This is a genomic window from Anaerolineales bacterium (genome assembly GCA_015075725.1).
Classification (GTDB): domain Bacteria; phylum Chloroflexota; class Anaerolineae; order Anaerolineales; family Villigracilaceae; genus Villigracilis.
This window is the reverse complement of record JABTTV010000001.1, coordinates 3,237,740-3,255,296: the sequence shown is the minus strand read 5'-3', so window position 1 is coordinate 3,255,296 and position 17,557 is coordinate 3,237,740. Positions and strand designations below refer to the sequence as shown.

At 53.4% G+C, this 17,557-nt stretch carries 16 protein-coding genes; 14 read left to right on the top strand and 2 right to left on the bottom strand.

Features of this window, described 5'->3' with window-relative positions:
- Window positions 1-9 precede the first annotated feature (9 nt).
- The 8 genes from HS100_15660 to HS100_15625 all read left to right on the top strand — a co-directional run bounded on the left by HS100_15660 (window position 10) and on the right by HS100_15625 (window position 8,736).
- Entirely contained in the window at window positions 10-357 is a 348-nt protein-coding gene (locus HS100_15660; GenBank protein ID MBE7435351.1) for a winged helix-turn-helix transcriptional regulator, read from the top strand.
- Entirely contained in the window at window positions 354-1,790 is a 1,437-nt protein-coding gene (locus HS100_15655) for a tetrathionate reductase family octaheme c-type cytochrome (GenBank protein MBE7435350.1), read from the top strand. The genes HS100_15660 and HS100_15655 overlap by 4 nt, the downstream gene beginning before the upstream one ends.
- A gap of 3 nt (window positions 1,791-1,793) precedes the next feature.
- Window positions 1,794-4,493, top strand: coding sequence for a cytochrome b/b6 domain-containing protein (locus HS100_15650; protein ID MBE7435349.1), 2,700 nt, complete (start codon window positions 1,794-1,796; stop codon window positions 4,491-4,493).
- An 85-nt stretch (window positions 4,494-4,578) separates the two neighbouring features.
- Window positions 4,579-5,124: a YeeE/YedE family protein gene (locus tag HS100_15645; GenBank protein MBE7435348.1), complete on the top strand. Its 546-nt coding sequence runs from the start codon at window positions 4,579-4,581 to the stop codon at window positions 5,122-5,124.
- A gap of 15 nt (window positions 5,125-5,139) precedes the next feature.
- A complete protein-coding gene (locus HS100_15640) occupies window positions 5,140-6,447 on the top strand; it encodes a YeeE/YedE family protein (GenBank protein MBE7435347.1) in 1,308 nt (435 codons plus the stop codon).
- A gap of 340 nt (window positions 6,448-6,787) precedes the next feature.
- A complete protein-coding gene (locus HS100_15635; protein MBE7435346.1) occupies window positions 6,788-7,273 on the top strand; it encodes a hypothetical protein in 486 nt (161 codons plus the stop codon).
- Window positions 7,274-7,288: 15 nt separating this feature from the next.
- Window positions 7,289-7,516 carry a hypothetical protein gene (locus tag HS100_15630; GenBank protein ID MBE7435345.1) on the top strand — a complete coding sequence of 76 codons (228 nt, stop codon included), beginning with the start codon at window positions 7,289-7,291 and terminating at the stop codon, window positions 7,514-7,516.
- A gap of 59 nt (window positions 7,517-7,575) precedes the next feature.
- Window positions 7,576-8,736 (top strand): cyclic nucleotide-binding domain-containing protein, encoded by a 1,161-nt coding sequence (locus HS100_15625; protein MBE7435344.1) that lies wholly within the window; start codon window positions 7,576-7,578, stop codon window positions 8,734-8,736.
- Between the two features lie 72 nt (window positions 8,737-8,808).
- On the opposite strand, the gene HS100_15620 is transcribed toward HS100_15625, so the two are convergent.
- Together HS100_15620 and HS100_15615 are read right to left on the bottom strand one after the other, a co-directional pair.
- Entirely contained in the window at window positions 8,809-9,303 is a 495-nt protein-coding gene (locus HS100_15620) for an NUDIX domain-containing protein (GenBank protein ID MBE7435343.1), read from the bottom strand.
- 47 nt (window positions 9,304-9,350) lie between these two features.
- Window positions 9,351-10,769: a class II fructose-bisphosphate aldolase gene (locus tag HS100_15615; protein ID MBE7435342.1), complete on the bottom strand. Its 1,419-nt coding sequence runs from the start codon at window positions 10,767-10,769 to the stop codon at window positions 9,351-9,353.
- Window positions 10,770-10,878: 109 nt separating this feature from the next.
- On the opposite strand from HS100_15615, the gene HS100_15610 reads away from it, so the two are divergent.
- The 6 genes from HS100_15610 (at window position 10,879) to HS100_15585 (ending at window position 17,522) form a co-directional block, all read left to right on the top strand.
- Complete coding sequence (locus HS100_15610; GenBank protein MBE7435341.1) at window positions 10,879-11,400, top strand: hypothetical protein; 522 nt, start codon at window positions 10,879-10,881, stop codon at window positions 11,398-11,400.
- A 45-nt stretch (window positions 11,401-11,445) separates the two neighbouring features.
- A complete protein-coding gene (locus tag HS100_15605) occupies window positions 11,446-12,849 on the top strand; it encodes an FAD binding domain-containing protein (GenBank protein MBE7435340.1) in 1,404 nt (467 codons plus the stop codon).
- A gap of 12 nt (window positions 12,850-12,861) precedes the next feature.
- A complete protein-coding gene (locus HS100_15600) occupies window positions 12,862-13,284 on the top strand; it encodes a hypothetical protein (protein MBE7435339.1) in 423 nt (140 codons plus the stop codon).
- Between the two features lie 9 nt (window positions 13,285-13,293).
- Window positions 13,294-15,492: a xanthine dehydrogenase family protein gene (locus tag HS100_15595; protein ID MBE7435338.1), complete on the top strand. Its 2,199-nt coding sequence runs from the start codon at window positions 13,294-13,296 to the stop codon at window positions 15,490-15,492.
- 80 nt (window positions 15,493-15,572) lie between these two features.
- The gene (locus HS100_15590) at window positions 15,573-16,367 is read left to right on the top strand and encodes an XdhC family protein (protein ID MBE7435337.1); all 795 of its coding nucleotides are present in this window, start codon (window positions 15,573-15,575) and stop codon (window positions 16,365-16,367) included.
- Window positions 16,368-16,478: 111 nt separating this feature from the next.
- Window positions 16,479-17,522: an SPFH domain-containing protein gene (locus HS100_15585; GenBank protein MBE7435336.1), complete on the top strand. Its 1,044-nt coding sequence runs from the start codon at window positions 16,479-16,481 to the stop codon at window positions 17,520-17,522.
- The last annotated feature ends 35 nt before the right edge of the window (window positions 17,523-17,557 follow it).

The following is a 17,557-nucleotide window of genomic DNA, read 5'->3' as shown; positions in this document are numbered from 1 at the left end:
AAGGTGAGCATGGTAACCCCCACTCTCAAACAGGAAATCACCCAGCTCGAAGCAAATTTTTGCGCGGCGCTCTCCGATCCAAACCGGCTGCTCATCTTGTACGCCCTGAATGAGGGAGCCCACAATGTAACAGAGCTTTCAGGCGACCTTGGCTTGAACCAGCCCACTGCGTCGCGCCACCTCAAGGTTTTGCGCGAGCGCGGCCTGGTGACCGCCGTACGCAGCGGGACAACCATCACCTATCACCTGAGCGATAACAGACTCATCCAGGCGCTGGATTTGATGCGCAGTATCATGCGCGACCGGCTTGCGTATCAATCCAACCTGATCAACGAAAACATTCAGGAGAATGTATGAAAAATCTTCGCCTCCCTTCTTGGACACTGGGACTGGTCGGCATTCTTTTGCTGATTCTCGTCCCGGTCTTGTACTTCCTGCCCCGCACACAAACCAAGAATGACCCTGCAGCGTATCTCCCCGAAAAACCAATCCATGTGGACCACACCGATATCGTTCAGGGTGACTTCAAAACCGGGCAGGACGTTACCCGCGCCTGCCTCGAATGTCATGAAGATGCCGCCACACAGGTAATGGTTACCACTCACTGGACTTGGGAATCGAAGGAATTCGATGTTCCCTGGCGCGACGAACCTGCCACCATCGGCAAAGCCAATCAGATAAATAACTTTTGCATAGGTTCCCAGGGAAATGAAATTCGCTGCAACACCTGCCATGTAGGCTACGGTTGGGAAAAAGGGCGCGAAGATCAACAGGCTAATCCCGAGAACGTCGACTGCCTCGCTTGTCATGCCGACATGGGCGCTTACGCCAAAGGTGAATACGGCAATCCCGCCGAAGGCATTGACCTGCTCGCCGCGGCGAGAAGTGTCCGCGCGCCAACCCGCGATAATTGTGGAGCCTGTCATTTCGACGGCGGCGGCGGCAATGGCGTCAAACATGGCGATCTCGACGAAAGCCTGTATTTTCCCTCCAACAACCTCGATGTCCACATGGGCGGCGAGCTGAACTTGCAATGCACCGACTGCCATTGGACAAAGGATCACCAAATCCTCGGACGATTGCTACCCGATAATTACACGATAGACCCGCAGGAACAAGTCTCGTGCGAGCAATGTCACAAAAATCAACAACATGAAGATGAACGTATAAACACCCATCTTGCATCCGTTGCCTGCCAGACCTGCCACATCCCCGCGCTCGCGCTGGAAGACCCAACCAAAGTTTACTGGGACTGGTCGCAAGCTGGTCAGGAAGGACGCGAAGATGATCATTTCGTCTATCTCAAGATCAAGGGTGAGTTCATTTATGAGAAAAACTTCGCGCCTGCTTATCTCTGGTTCAACGGAAACAACGAATACCGCTATCTGCTCGGCGATCCGCTTGGCAAGGATGGAATTACCTACATCAATAAACCCGCAGGCAGCATTGACGATCCCTCAGCCAAAGTCTCCCCTTTCAAACTGCACATTGCCAAGCAACCGTACGACGCCGGGAACAATTACCTGCTCTCACCGATAACCGCGGGAGAAGGCGGTTTTTGGAGCGAATTCGATTGGGACGCCGCCTTTGAACTCGCCGAACCCATCACAGGTCTAGATTACAGCGGCCAATACGGATTTACCACCACATATATGTACTACCCATCCACGCACATGGTGCAGCCAGCAGAGAACGCCTTGCAATGCGAATCCTGCCACGGTGATAACGGCCGCATGGATTGGGAATCCCTCGGTTACCCCGGCGACCCAATTGAATGGGGCGGGAGATAAGCCATGAAAAGATACACTCTTATCACACTTGCTGGATTATTTGTCGTCGCACTTGCCTTTGGAATAAACGCGGTTCTTGCCGCGCCGACAACTGTCCCGGAACCCCAGGCTTCGGTTTTGCACCCAGACTTCCTCCTGCTCGATGCGGATGGCGTCAGCGTTCTCGAGAGCGGCGGCACCGTATCTGCCATGCAGACCTGCGGGCAATGTCACGATACCGGGTTCATCCAATCGCATGCCTTCCACTCCGACCTCGGTTTGAGCGATTATTCTCCCTCCAGCGCCAATTTCGACACAAGTAATGGTCTCTTTGGCGAATGGAATCCGCTCACCTATCGATTCCTTTCAACTGGGAACGATGAACGACTCGACCTGAGCACTGCTGAGTGGTTGATGCTGAACGGCTCGCGCGTCGTCGGCGGCGGACCCGCTGAAACATCGCGTGATGGACAGCCTCTCACCGACTTGAAAACAAATAAAAACGATCCTGAAACCACCATCCTCGATGAGAATGGAAATGTTATTGCCTGGAATTGGAACGAATCAGGCACGATCGAAATGAACTGCTTCCTTTGCCACCTTGAAAATCCAAATAATGAAGCACGCGTGGCAGCGATTCAATCGGGCGAATTTGGCAACGTCACCACCGCAACCTTGCTTGGCTTGAATATCGTCAGTCAAACCACGGAAGGCTGGTCGTACAATCCCGCAGTCTTCAATGAAAATGGCGAGATCAAGAACGAATCGCTTGGAATTCAGGATCCCACCAATGAAAACTGCGCCGCCTGTCATGGTGAAGTCCATGCGTCGACGGAGATTCCGCTCACCATCAATGCCTGCGATTTGGATTATTTCCAGACCGCGACCACGGGTCAGGTCATCGCATCCCAAAAGATCAGCGAATCGGGCATGAATCTCTCAAATAAAGCCGATCTGACCCGCTCGTGGGATATTCACGCGCAACGTCAATTGAAATGCACCGATTGCCACTTTTCACCCAATAATCCTGCGCATGTGCTCGAATCTCAAGAGGATAACCCCGATCACCTAGTTTACGATCCGCGCCGACTGGAGATCGGCGAATATCTAGAAAGACCCGATCACAATTTCGCCCGGGGTGTGAGCGCGCAGTTCAATGTCGCGCCTGAATTAAAAAGCACCATGCGCCGCTGCGAATCCTGCCATGACACCAACAAATCGCATGCAGGCTGGCTCCCATACAATGACCGCCACATGCAGGTCATCGCCTGTGAGACCTGTCATATTCCGAAAATGTACGCTCCGGCCTTCTCCACCATGGACTGGACCGTATTACGCCTGGATGGGTCTGCCCGTTCGGAATGCCGCGGCATCGAAGGTTCGAATACCACGACCGATCTCGTTACCGGCTTCCAGCCTGTATTGATGCAACGCGAGGACATTATTGACGGAAAAATCCTCTTCGCACCGTACAACTTGATCACCTCGTTCTACTGGGTATACGAAGACGCAAACGGAAATCTTCGCCCGGTTCGCAAAATGGACCTGGAAACTGTTTATTTCGACCGCAACAATTATTCCGCCGATGTGCTTTCCGCCTTCGACGCGAACAGCGATGGCAATCTCACTGATGCTGAGCTTGTCCTGGATACCAAAGTCAAACAAAACCTCATCGCAGATAAGCTCGAGGCGCTGGGACTGAAGAATGTCCGTATCGAAGGTCAGGTTCAACCCTATTCCATCAACCATAATGTGGTGGACAGCAAGGATGCGACAAGCGATTGCGCCACCTGCCACAACACAAACTCGCGAGTCACCGCCCCGATCCTGCTGGCAGACTCAGCTCCAACTGGTGTTGTGCCCGAATTTTCACAGGGCGTAAACGTGACGCCAACAGGGAGCATCATCAATGAGAACGGCTCGTTATTTTACAACCCTGTCAACGAGAACGATAAGACATATATCTTTGGCCACAACCGCGTCGCATGGATCGACTGGTTCGGCGCGCTGCTCTTCGTCGGTACCGTCTTCGGCGTAGGAGGGCATGCCACCTTCCGCTTCCTTGCAGCGCGCAAGCTCAGACGCCCAAATGTGACAACCAAAACTGTTTACATGTATGAAGCGTACGAACGCTTCTGGCACTGGCTGCAAACCGCCGCCATCATCATCCTGCTGTTGACCGGGCTTGTCATCCACCGTCCCGACCTGTTCGGCGCATTCTCCTTCCGCAATATCGTCACCATCCATAACGTGCTGGCGGTACTGCTCGCTCTCAATGCGCTGATCTCGATCCTCTGGCATTTTATCAGCGGCGAGATTCAGCAATACATCCCGCACCCTTATGGGTTCATCGACCAGATGATCGCGCAGGCAAAATACTACATCATGGGTATCTTCAAGCATGAGCCGCACCCATTCCACAAATCGAAGCAGAGAAAGTTCAATCCCTTGCAAATGGTCACATATATCGGTTTGCTCGGCATCCTGCTCCCCTTGCAAGGCCTGACCGGCATGTTGATGTGGCTGGTTCAAAAAGTTCCCGCTATCCAAACCTGGTTTGGCGGCCTGCCATTCCTCGCCCCCATGCACACGCTAATGGCCTGGTTGTTCGCTTCGTTTATCGTCGGGCATGTCTATCTCACCACTACAGGCGCAACTCCGCTCGAGGCGATGCGCGGGATGGTGACGGGATATGAAGAGGTGGAAGTGCCTGTATCTGATTGATGAACAATGAAGAATCAATGTCAACCTTATTCTTCAACCTGCAACATGCAATCTTCAACCTTGAACTATTAACCAAGGAGAACAAATGACCGCACAAACACGAAAACCTCTCTTCCCGAAAACGCCCAAGCCTTTTGTCCACCCATACTTTGGCGGGATGGTCCTGGGAATCGTACTATTCCTCGCTCTCTTGCTGACCGGCAACGGATTGGGCTCCTCCGGAGCAACCAGCCGCTTCGTCACCGCCGTGACCGATACCGTTGATCCTGCACATGTGGACCGCACTCCGTATCTACTCAAAATGGCGGGCGGAGACAAAAATCCGCTCGATGACTGGATCGTCCCGGTATACATCGGTGCGCTGATTGGCGGGTTTGCCTCGGGATTGTTCAACGGACGTTTGAAATTTGAAACCACCAAAGGTCCCAATGTATCGAGCCGTACCCGCTGGTTGATGGCGTTCCTCGGCGGCGTGATCTTCCTTTACGGCGCGCGCATGGCTCGCGGTTGCACCTCCGGACAGGCGCTCACAGGTGGCACAACGCTTTCAGCTGGTTCGTGGGTTGTGATGTTCGCCATCTTTGGCGGCGCGTATGGCTTGGCGTATTTCGTCCGCAAGTTGTGGAACTAAAAAAGGAGAACCATCATGAACTTCCCTCTCCCTGAATTTGTAGCGGTCAGCGCTTCCAACCCTTGGACATATATCGTCTTCGGATTGATCGGCTTCGCGTTTGGCTACACACTCGAAATGTCCGGTTTCGGCGACTCGCGCAAACTTGCGGCGCAGTTCTACTTCACTGAAATGACCGTGCTCAAAGTGATGTTCACCGCGATCGTCACTGCGATGGTTCTGCTCTTCGGCGCGGTCGGCTTGGGCATTTTGAACTTCAACCAGGTTTGGGTCAATCCCACCTACCTATCCTCGGGTATCCTCGGCGGTTTGATCATGGGTGTCGGCTTCATCATTGGCGGATTTTGTCCCACCACGTCACTCGCCTCTGCTTCAACCGGCAAGATCGACGGCATGTTCTTCATGTTGGGCGGCTTCGCCGGCGCATTACTTTTTGGCGAGACCGAACGTTTCTTCACCAATTGGTGGAACAACTCCGGGTACTATGGGCGCGTCACCCTCGACCAGGTCTTCAACCTGCCGCTTGGCATCATCGTCCTTCTGGTCGTTCTAATGGCTCTCTTCATGTTCTGGGGTGCAGAACAACTCGAACGCATCTTCGGGAAAAAGGATTTGAGCAAAGAACCCAAATCCCGCCTGGTCGGAGCAGGCGTTCTTTTCGCCGCCGCGCTTGCCGTCGTGTTCATCGGTTCCCCCTCGCTCGAAGATAATTACGCCAGCCTGGCTTTTACTCGCACCGAGACGATCCTGCAGGAAGACGCAGACCCCATCGTTAATACCCATATATATACTGCGGATGAAATGCTTCAAAATCGGATTGCCTTCATTACACCGGTAGAAGCCTTCAAGGCAAAGTACAACCAGGCGATGAATCCGGTTTATCTCGATGTGCGCAGCGAAGCGGATTACAACCTCTACCACATCGAAGATGCGGTGAATGTTCCGTTCGAACGCCTGGCGGAAGTCGTCCCCGTTCTGCTCACAGAGCCGCCCGCAAACACGGTCTTCATATTGATGAGCAACGACGAAACGGCAGCGGTGGAGGCGTGGAAATTTCTTTCAGCGTCTGCCGTTCCGAATGTATACATACTCGAAGGCGGCGTCAATAATTGGATTGCGTTTTTCGGCAGGGATGACAAGACGCTCACGGCTCAACCCAAGCCGAATCCGGGTGACGACGAATTGGGCTATATCTTCCCCGCAGCTTTGGGCAGCCGTTATGAATCCTGCTCGCCCGACCCGATCGAATATGAAAAACTGGAATTTGAAGCCAAGATCCAATTGCAGTTGAAACGGGACAAATCGGGCGGTGGTTGTGGTTAATTGACAAATTCCACGGCTCGTGAAATATGAATAAAGGCAGCTTACTCCGGCAGGCTGCCTTTATGATTTTATTATGGCATAAGCCATACTGGAGAGCCTCATGATGGGATTGTCCAATAACAAAGATAAGAAATGTCATTGCGAGCCCGATAGGGCAAAGCAATCTCAGATTCTAGGGGAAGATTGCTTCCCTTCGGCAGGCTCAGGACAGGCGTCGGGCTGCCACCCTCCTCGCAACGACATAATCTGATGTATCGGATGTTAGACACTCCCCTCATGATATTCTCAGCGATACAACAAAAAGACGGGTAAAATTCAATTCCAAACCTGGAGACAACAAATGAGACGCGCAAAGTTATTTCCCAATCTGGTAATCCTAGTTTCAGCAATTTTGTCCACATCATGCGCGCCGCAACAATCGAACGCAACGCCCACAATCGATGTGATTGGAACGACCGCCGCCCAACTTGCCTCGATGATGCTCACTCAAACGGCTGCGGCCTATACCCCCACCCCTCTCCCGGCCACTGATACGCCGATTCCCCTCTTCACCGATACGCCAACTCTCGAACCCACACCCGCTGTGACAAGTATTCCGAAAATTTCCGGGAATACCGCCTGCTACGCGGGTCCGGGCAGCCAATATGGGCTTATCAGCAACCTCTCGGATACTGAGGAAGTTTATGTGATGGGTATTGGAAGCGTGCCAGGCTGGTATGTTATCGAAAACCCCATTTACGGATCGTTGTGTTGGGTCAGCGCCTCCTATGTGACCTTCGATCCTTCCTTCGACGTTTCAACCCTGCCCACCATGTATCCACCCTAAACCGAGGAGAATGCCATGAACAGCCTTGAAAAAATAGTCATGGAGGAGATTTCTTCCCTCGATGAGATGCGCCTTATCGAGGTGATTGGATTTATCCGCTATCTGAAGGCTGAAAAACCCATCAAAGATACCCGGATCGCTGGATGGTTCGAAAATGCCCGCAACGAGATCCATGACCGAAAAGATGAATTGAAAATCACCCCGGCAAGTCTAAATGTGAAAACGCGGCGGCGGGCAAAATAATAGTCCAAATGGGTGAAAGACGGCTGGGTGACCCATGCTAAAATTCCACAATTCATTCCATGACCACCCTTCGCACCCCCGCAAAAATCATTCCGCGCGCATTCCCCGGCATCACTCCGGATGAAGTGCAGGAAATCATCGTAAACAGCCAGATCAAATCCTATCCGGCTGGGACGATTCTATGCCAGGAGGATGCGGTCGAATTCACGTTTTACATGATCCTCGAGGGCGAATTCGAGGTCACCAAAACAATCAACAACATGGAAGCGCGCCTGCTGAAGACATTAAGCGCCGGGGATTTCTTCGGTGAGATGGCGCTCATCCATAACGCTCCGCGGGCTGCAACCGTAAAGGCGACGACCCCAGTTGTCGTGCTCGAACTGGAAAAAGACGGGTTCAACCGTGTCCTTAAGCATAGTCCCAGCGTGGCGACCGCCATGGTTTCCGAGATCAGCAACCGGTTAAGAGCGAACGATCAGCTCGCCATCGAAGACCTGCGTCTGCGCGCGCGGGAGATCGCAGATGCGTATCAAAAACTTGCCGAGCAGGAAATGGCGCGAAATGAATTCCTGACCAATATTGCGCATGAATTGAGAACGCCCCTCATGGTCGCCAGCGGATACTTGCACACCCTTAAGAAGGGAGTGTTAACCGGCGAACAACTTCAATCCACACTGGAGATCGTCAGCCGCAATATCGACCAGATCGTCAACCTTACAAATGACCTTTTGTTTCTTCAGGAGCAGGAGCTCGTCCTGCGCGACTTCCAACCCGTAGACCTTGTGACACTCGTGGAAAAAGTATTGGAAAAATACAAGGAGAAGGCGAAAGACCGCCGGGTAACCATCAAGGTCCGGGGGAACAGAAACATTCCTCCAGTCCAGGGAGACGAACCATCTCTGGAGCGCGCCATCACGGGTCTGATTGACAATTCCATCAAGTTCAGCCATCAAGGCGGGACCGTGGACATCCGTTTTGCAGATCTTGGAAAACACGTCAGCGTAAGTGTGGTGGATTATGGCATCGGCATCGATCCCGCAATCCGCCCGCGCATCTTTGATCGTTTCTTCCATCTTGAAAAGAGCGGCGAAGAAATTTTCTCCGGCATCGGCATTGGACTATCGATCACACGCCAGGTCATACAGCAACATCGGGGGATGCTGGATATTGACAGCGCACCGGGCAAAGGCAGCACGTTTACCATATCCCTTTTGAAGTAATGTCGCGGGAGCATCATTTCTTACCCGATCAAGATCCCCTAATATCCAGCGCTGCGCACAAGGCGGCGTTTTTCATTTGACAAAATCAACCTGCAAGATTTCATCCTTATAAAACGACCTCGCGGAAAAGGGCGGAGCGCCGCGTTTCATGTGATGGATTTGCTCCAGAAGGATCGGCAGGTCTTCCACAACAGGCAGTTGACTCAGCGCATCCTTCCTGATCCATTCCGGCGTGCCTTCATTCGAGCTTTTTATTTCGCCTTGGGGATTCTCACCCACCAATACATACAGACAGATTCCCACATCACCCGCGTCGACGATCACCATGCCGCAGAGCCATAAATCTGCTGTGATACCCGCCTCTTCAAGCAGTTCACGCCTTCCAGCAGAGAGGATATCTTCCCCACGCTCCACATGCCCGCCTAATCCGTTGTATTTCCCCGCCCAGAGACGTTTTGCTTGCGAGCCCTTTAACAATAAATACTCATCCCCGCGTCTGACGAAGATCGCCGTGCGGGGGATGAGCATATATCGATCCGTTGTAATGCCTTGATCTGAGGCTGGCATCTTGGTTTTCGACAAACAACGTGCGAGAAGCCCTCATGTAAGGGAGATTAATCCGACAAGTCGCTCACATCTTCCGCGGTCACAGCATCTTTGACGTAATTTGCAAGCACAGGCTGAACCTTGACCGGCTTGATGAATTTATCCGTGAGCAGGCGCGTGTCCTTGATCCCGAGTAAATTAAACAATTTTGCGAATTGAGCCTCCCAGGCATTGGATAATTTATCGAGCGTTTCCGGGGGCAAAGCATAGGATTGTGCCTTGAAGGGACCGATGGCATTCTTGCGGGTCTTATAGTAGAACTGCTCGTCCGTCATGCCGGGTTTGCGGTCTCCCGCCGAGTTGACATCGAGCCAGGCATACATTTCTCTCTTGAATTCCGGCGGCACATTATCGAAGAACATTGTGGCAAAGTTCGTGGCGAGATGCACTTCGATCGCCTCATGTTGGACGAATTTATTGAAATTCTCCTCCGGCACCGTCGATGCGCCATGCTGGACCGTGCCGCCCATGCCATAATCCTTCCGGGCAACACGGCTGAGATCGCGCAAGACATCGAATGCGATGCTGACATCTGCTATCGAGCCATCCGGCAGGACCGTACCCCCGTGAGAGGTGCCCGTCAGGACACTGATCTTGCTCAATCCGGATTTTCCCGGCGCAACCTTTTTCATTTCAGCGTTATAGGCATCCATATATGCGCGGAGTTCCGGTTCCGTGGAGTTTTCCGTGCCCACCTCTCCGATCTCGCCGCCAATGGAGATCGTGACACCCGCAGGTTCGTGAACGCGAATGTACGCGGAGAGTTCGGCGGATAACCTGCTGTTCAAAGCTTGTTGTTCAGGGATGGTCGGCAGACCAATATCCACCAACGTGGACGTATCGACGTCGATATTGAAAAACCCCGCGGCAATGGCCTCAAGGCAAAGATCCCTTACAGCAGATATTTCCGCTTCAGGATTTGCCTTGAACTTTTTGGCCGATACCTGGAAATGATCGCCCTGAATGAACACCGGGCCGGTAAACCCTTCAGCGATGGCTGCGGCTAAGATATTCGTCGCATATTCGGAAGGGCGCTGATCCGTGTAACTCATTTCGGAACGGGCGAGTTCGAAGATAAATGCGCCTGCGTTTATCCGCTTTGCCGCACGGAACATGGCGCATGCGGCATGGTAGGACAAGGCGCGCAAATTGAAGGCGGGGGTTGTGAAGGTCATCGGTGCATCGCCGCGACCGCGAGCCATATACAACTCATGGATGGATGCGGGGTAGATTCCCAATTCGAGGGCTGCGCTGCGAATCAGGAAACGGGACCAGCCCGCAGTAGAGTCGGAGGCGAGAGCAGAGCGTTCCACCAGCTTGCGGACATTCTTCCGGAACTCCCCCGCATCTAGGACGCGCACCTGCGCGCCTTCGAGTGAAATACTGTTCCCGACAAGGTCGAGTAATTGTGTAACAGGGTCGGACATAATGATCTCCTGGGAAATATGTAACTTGATTATAACTTGAATTAAACGATATAATCGAAGGGTGGAAACGAATTGAATCCTTGCACGTATATTCTGGCAGGAGGCTCCCATGAGCGATTTTTTCGAGAAAGTCAGCAGTCAGATCGATCCGTTCAAAAAACTGGCATCCTACATCCCCGGTTTCAGCGGATACGTGGAAAGACAAAACCGCCGCGACGCGGATAAGCTCCTTCGCGACACCGTGGCGCGACGCTTCGAGGAGCATTGGGGTCGCGCATCCAACCTGCAGGCGGAGATGGTCAGTAAAAGTATGCTTACTTCCGTGGACGACATGGAAAAGGCGTCTCTCGCCCTGCGCACCTTCATCGATAAGATCAGCGGCGCGGCGCGCGGATATTCCGGGCTGTTCGACGCCGTCAAGATCAACGAAAAGGAACTCGAAGCCATTTATCAGTTCGATGCAGCGTTCTTCGACCTGAGCGACCAGGTCAAGAACGCTCTCGACAATGTAGAGGCGAGCATGGGCGATGAGACCGCCCTGCCGGCCGCTATCCGCAATATCACCTCCCTTGCGCGCCTTGCGGTGGAAACCTTTGATCGTCGGTCTGAGGTTGTGACAGGCAGCCAATAATCATGAAGCAGGGGCGAGTTATTGCTTGCCCCTGCAGATATCAATATGTGGCACAACTACATTAACGCAACTTCCATTGACGAGGTTATTCGCGTCCTCGCGGAGAAACGCGAACGCGCGCGGGTGGTGGCGGGAGCCACTGACCTCATCCTCGAACTCGAGCAAGGGGTACGCAAAGGGGTGGATACACTCATCGATGTGACCCGAATCCCCAGTTTGAATCAGATCACCATCGACGAAGACGAAGTAATCCACCTTGCAGCGCTTGTTACGCACAATGATTGCGCTGCGTCAAAACTTATACGCACGCGGGCATATCCGTTGGCAAGGGCGGCATGGGAGGTAGGCGCTCCGCAGATTCGAAACCGGGGGACGATCGCCGGAAATGTCATCACCGCCTCGCCTGCCAACGACACCATCACTCCATTGATGGCGCTTGACGCAAAAGTGACCCTGGTCTCCGTCAGGGGAGCGCGGGTGGTCCCGTTCAAGAAATTCTATCTCGGCGTGCGCAAGACCGTCATGGAACCTGACGAAATGCTCGTGGATATTTCCTTCCCGGCGATGTCAAAAAGTCAACACGGGACGTTTGTAAAATTGGCGTTACGCCGTGCACAGGCGATCTCGCTCGTGAACGTGGCGATCATTCTTGATCTTAAAGGAGAGACCGTTCGGTCGGCATCCATTACACTGGGCGCTGTGACGCCGATCATCGTCCATGCGACCAAGGCGGAAAAATTCCTCATCGGAAAGAGACTCAACGGAAAAAATATAGACCAAGCTGCGGAACTGGCGGTGAAATCCGCAAAGCCAATCGACGATGTGCGCGGCTCGGCAAATTACCGCAGTGAGATGGTACGCGTCATCACCCGCCGCGGCCTGACCGCCATCCGCGATGGGAAGCACGAAGTGGGCATGCCAAAGAAGCCCGTGCTGCTTTCATCCGACATCAATGGCCACCGACAATTACAAGAACGTGTTTCGTTCCCGGAAAATAAAATCGAAACTACGATCAACGGCAGGAAGTATGCCTTCACGGGCGGCCACGAAAAGACGCTGCTCCGATTATTGCGCGAGGAAGGCATGTTGATCGGCACAAAGGAAGGCTGCGCGGAAGGCGAATGTGGCGCATGCACTGTCTTTCTTGATGGGCAGGCGGTCATGTCCTGTCTCGTACCCGCGCCTCGCGCGCATCAGGCTGAGATCGTGACGATCGAAGGATTAGCCGACGGAGAAAAACTTAATCCGGTCCAGGAAAAATTCATCGAATACAACGCTGTGCAGTGTGGATATTGCATCCCCGGTTTTATCATGTCTGGCGCAAAACTTCTACAAGAAAAGCCGAATCCGACTCGTGACGAGATTCAACAAGCCATTACCGGAAACCTGTGTCGCTGCACGGGTTATTACAAGATCGTACAAGCCATTGAGGAAGCGAGCAAAGTTTAAATTGAGGCGATCATGAGCAAATACAGAAGTTCAGCCCTTGTGAAAGTCAAGGAAAGGACACGGCAGCCTCATTATCTATGGCGGGGGATCGGATGCGTGATGATGATCGTGATCCCGGCAATGTCCATTGCGGCTGGAGTAATGACGATCGATATAGCTCTCGAGCAGGGATACACCATCCCCTACCAACTTCTTGGAAGACCCGAACTGCCAGCGATTTTTTATCGATCGAGCGGATTGATGACCATCTTCGGTCCAATCGCACGAGTCAACAATTTCTATGCCTATGTTGCGGCAAGTTTCATATACATGACCTTGATGGGCGGTGTTCTGTCCTTCGTCTATGCCTTGATCTATCGTTTGGTTGGTCCCTCGCGGTACGGTCCCCTGGACGCACCGCGACCGAATGTAAAAGTGAAAACGTATAAAAGATAAACCATGTCCATCGAATCAGTAGGAACTTCTCTCAACCGCATCGATGCGCTTGGCAAGGTCACAGGCGAATCGCAATACTCTGGCGATCGTGCCATGACAGGCATGCTATTCATGAAAGTACTGATGGCTGAGCGTCCTCATGCGCGCGTCCTGGATATTCGAATTGACAAAGCGCTGGCATCGCCCGGTGTCGTCGCGGTCTACACAGCGAAAGACCTGCCTGTAAATGAATATGGCTTGCAGATTCCCGACCAACCGGTATTATGCGGTCCCGGCGCGGACAAACCATACACAGACATCGTCCGTTTTGTCGGGGACCAGGTGGCAGTCGTCGTCGCAGAGAATGAAGCGCAAGCCGCCGTAGCGATAAAGCTTATAGAAGTGGATTACGAAGACCTCCCGCCTCTCACGGACCCGGTCACTGCGATGCGCCCCGATGCGCCTCTCCTCCACCCGGACCGGGGCGACACGAACGTATGCGTTCATTATAAAATCCGCAAAGGGGATGTAGACGACGGCTTCAATAAAGCGGACGTCATTGTCGAAGGCGAGTATCACACACCGGTGCAGGAACATGCTTATCTTCAGCCGGAGGCGGGCTTGGCTTACATCGACGAAGAAGGAAGGATTGTCGTCGAAAGTGCCGGTCAATGGACTCACGCCGACCGCAAGTCAATCGCCCACGCATTGGATTTGCCCGAGGAACAGGTGCGCGTCATTTATCCTGCCATCGGCGGAGCGTTCGGCGGGCGCGAAGACCTTTCGGTGCAGATCGTGCTTGCGTTGGCTGTGATGAAATTGAAAAGACCGGTGAAGATCATATGGTCGCGCCGCGAATCGATCATTGGCCACGGCAAACGGCATGCTGTCATCCTGCGCGCCAAATGGGGCGCGACGAAAGACGGCAAGCTGGTCGCGGTTCAAAATGAGATCATCGGCGACGGCGGCGCGTACATGTACACAACGAACAAAGTGCTCGGTAATTCCAGCATAACCTCCACAGGACCGTATGCAGTACCGAACGTCAAAACCGATGTGTACGGCGTTTACACAAACAATATCCCCGGTGCGGCTTTCCGCGGATTCGGCGCACCGCAGGCTTTGTTCATGGCAGAAACACAGATGAACAAACTCGCGGAAAAACTTGGCATGGATCCGGTGGAGTTCCGTTTAAAGAACGCCTTGCGGGACGGCGACACCCTCGGAGTCGGCACACCGACCCCGAACCCAACAAGCATTGTCCAATGCATAGAAGCGGCGCGGGATGAATTCAAGTGGAAGAGAACGGCAAAACGAAAAGCGAAAACACTGGACGCAAAAAAATTGAAAGGAATCGTGAAAGGCCGCGGATTCGCCGCGGGATTCAAGAACGTCGGTTTTTCCTTCGGCTATAAGGAAAATTGCTGGGCAAAAATCGAGATACACGGAAATACCGAGATGGAACGTGTCGTGCTCCACCATGCGGGCGCTGAAGTTGGGCAGGGTTTCCAAACCGTCATGGTGCAGGTCGCATCTCAAATCCTCGGTGTGCCGATCAGCATGATCGAAATGAAGACCTCCGACTCGGCGACACAGGGAAACCCGGGCTCGGCATCGGCGTCGCGTCTAACTTTTATGGCGGGCAACTCCGTCAAAGGTGCGGCGGAAGCGGCGCTGGAAAAATGGAAGGCGGAGGAAAGACCCGCAATCGCCGAGTTCCAATACTTTGCCCCGCCGACAACCCCGATGGATAAGGAAACCGGCTATTCGATGCCGAATTTTCAATATGCGTATGTGGCGCAAGCAGTGGATGTGGAGGTGGATACCGAGACCGGGCATGTACGCGTGAAACGAATCATCTCGGCAGACGATGTTGGGAAAGCCATCAACCCGGACCTGGTCGTCAGTCAGATCGAGGGCGGCATTGTGCAGGCGCACGGCTACGCAGTGATGGAAGAATTCAAGACGAAGGACGGGCGCGTATTGACCGACCAATTTAGCACCTACCTTTTACCGACCATTCTCGATATTCCTGAAAAGGTGGAATCTGTTTTGGTGGAAGTGCCGGACCCGAACGGTCCGTGGGGCGCGCGAGGCATGGGCGAACTTCCCTACCTGCCAGTGGCTCCAGCCATTGCCGCTGCGATTCACGATGCGACCGGTGTGTGGATTGACGAGTTCCCATTCGCGCCGGAACGGGTCCTGCGCGCGTTGGGGAAGATCAATTAATGGCATTCTATGTGAAGCGAAGAATCTCCTTGACAATCCTGGAGACCCTTCGCTCCGTTCAGGATCACATCCAATCCTAAATGACATCCATCTACCAAGCCTTATCTGAACTCGAAAGAACGAATCAACCCGCCGCGCTATGCACCGTGGTGAAGAGCGAAGGTTCCACGCCGCGTCATGTGGGCAGCAAAATGCTCGTTTACCCGGATGGCAAATTCGTCGGAACCGTCGGCGGCGGAGACTTGGAACACCGCGTCCTCGATGAAGCATGGATGGCGATGAGCGATGGGAAACCGCGGTATCTGCACTACAACATGTCCGACCCATCGCGCGGAGACCCCGGCGTTTGTGGCGGCCAAGTGGAGGTGTTTGTGGAACCGATCCTTCCGGCTCCGACCCTTGTCGTGATCGGCGCGGGTCATGTTGGGAAAGCTGTCGTTCACCTCGCCAAGTGGCTGGGATTCAGGGTTGCCGTCAGCGACGACCGAGAAGAATTTTGTACCCCCGAAGCAACCCCCGGCGCGGATGAATACCTCCCCATCGAGATGGGAAAATTGGCAGAGTCGCTCAAGATCACGAATCGAACCTATTTGGTTGTGACAAGTCGCGGGTCCAGCGTGGATGCGCAAGGTTTGCCAGGTCTGCTGAAATCGGATGCGGCATATATCGGCGTCATCGGTTCGAAACGCCGCTGGGCAACCACCGTCAAAGCGCTGAAAGAAAAAGGTGTAGCCGATGATTTGATCGCAAAGGTCCATTCGCCGATGGGTCTTGAACTGCAGGCGGAAACGCCGGAAGAGATCGCCGTCAGTATCATGGCGGAAGTGTTGATGCTGAGAGACAAAGGAACGGGAAAACAGATGGGAAAGCGGTAGGAAGCGGAAACGGAATCACAGCGCCGTCGTAGATGAATAGGATAAACGGTGCTTGACCGGAGAAACAGTTGGACTATAATCAAATCGCTATTCACTCAAAGGAGAGTAACCATGGCTAGAATTTTTGATGTCATTGAATATCCCAACGAAATGAACGACGAGATCGTGCATCGCTTCCCCGAGGAGGGTTTTGGCGATTTCCGCATCGGTTCACAGGTGATCGTTCGCGAAAGTCAGAGCGCGGTATTTTTCCGTGATGGTAACGCATTGGATGTCTTCAAACCGGGGCGGCACACCATTGCCACGGCGAACATCCCCAAACTGATCGATTTCATTGGCAAGGCTTTCAATGACCGCACGCCTTTCCCCGCCGAGGTGTATTTCGTCTCGAGGAAGGAATTCACCAACAAGAAATGGGGAACATCTGCTCCGATCCTGGTGGAAACTCCTGGAAAGGGTCTCGGTTATTTGTTCTTGCAGGGCTTTGGCACGTATTCCTTCCAGGTGAAGGATCCACAGCAATTCGTGACGCAGGTCGTAGGCGCGACCGGTTCCTACCGCACAAGCGAGATCGAAGACCGGTTGAAGACGATGCTGGTCTCGAAACTTACCGACGTGCTGGGCGAATTCAGCAACACCACCCAAAGCTTCGCCAGCAAGTTGAGCGGCATGAATGAGGAAGTCGGTGCGGCGGTGCGGTCGAAAGGCAAGGATGATTTCGAGGCGCTCGGTCTCACGCTCAAGACATTCTATGTCGGCAACCTAAAACCGAGCACCAAGTCGGCTCAGGAACTGCGCGATGCAGGTCTGCTCGACCCGGCGATCTACGCTCAGTTGCAGGCGGCAGACGCGATGCGCGAAGCGGCGAACAATCCAAGCGGAGGCGCAGGTCTCACTGCAGGCATTGGCGCTGGCATGGGGATCGGAAATATCATGGGGCAGGCGCTTCAAGGCGGCTATCAAGGTCCCGGAACTTCGGCTGGAGGCGGCGCAAAGATTCCCGATATCATGACCCCGGCTGAGGCGGCGCAAGTGATGAAGGTGACGGAAGACGACATCATGGCAGCGATCAAGGATGGCAGCCTGAAAGCCAAGAAGGTTGGCAAGGCTTTCCGCATTAGCAAGGATAATCTTGAAGCTTTCATGAATGGCTAATAAAATAAGAAGCGATTAGAGGTTCGAGATAAGTA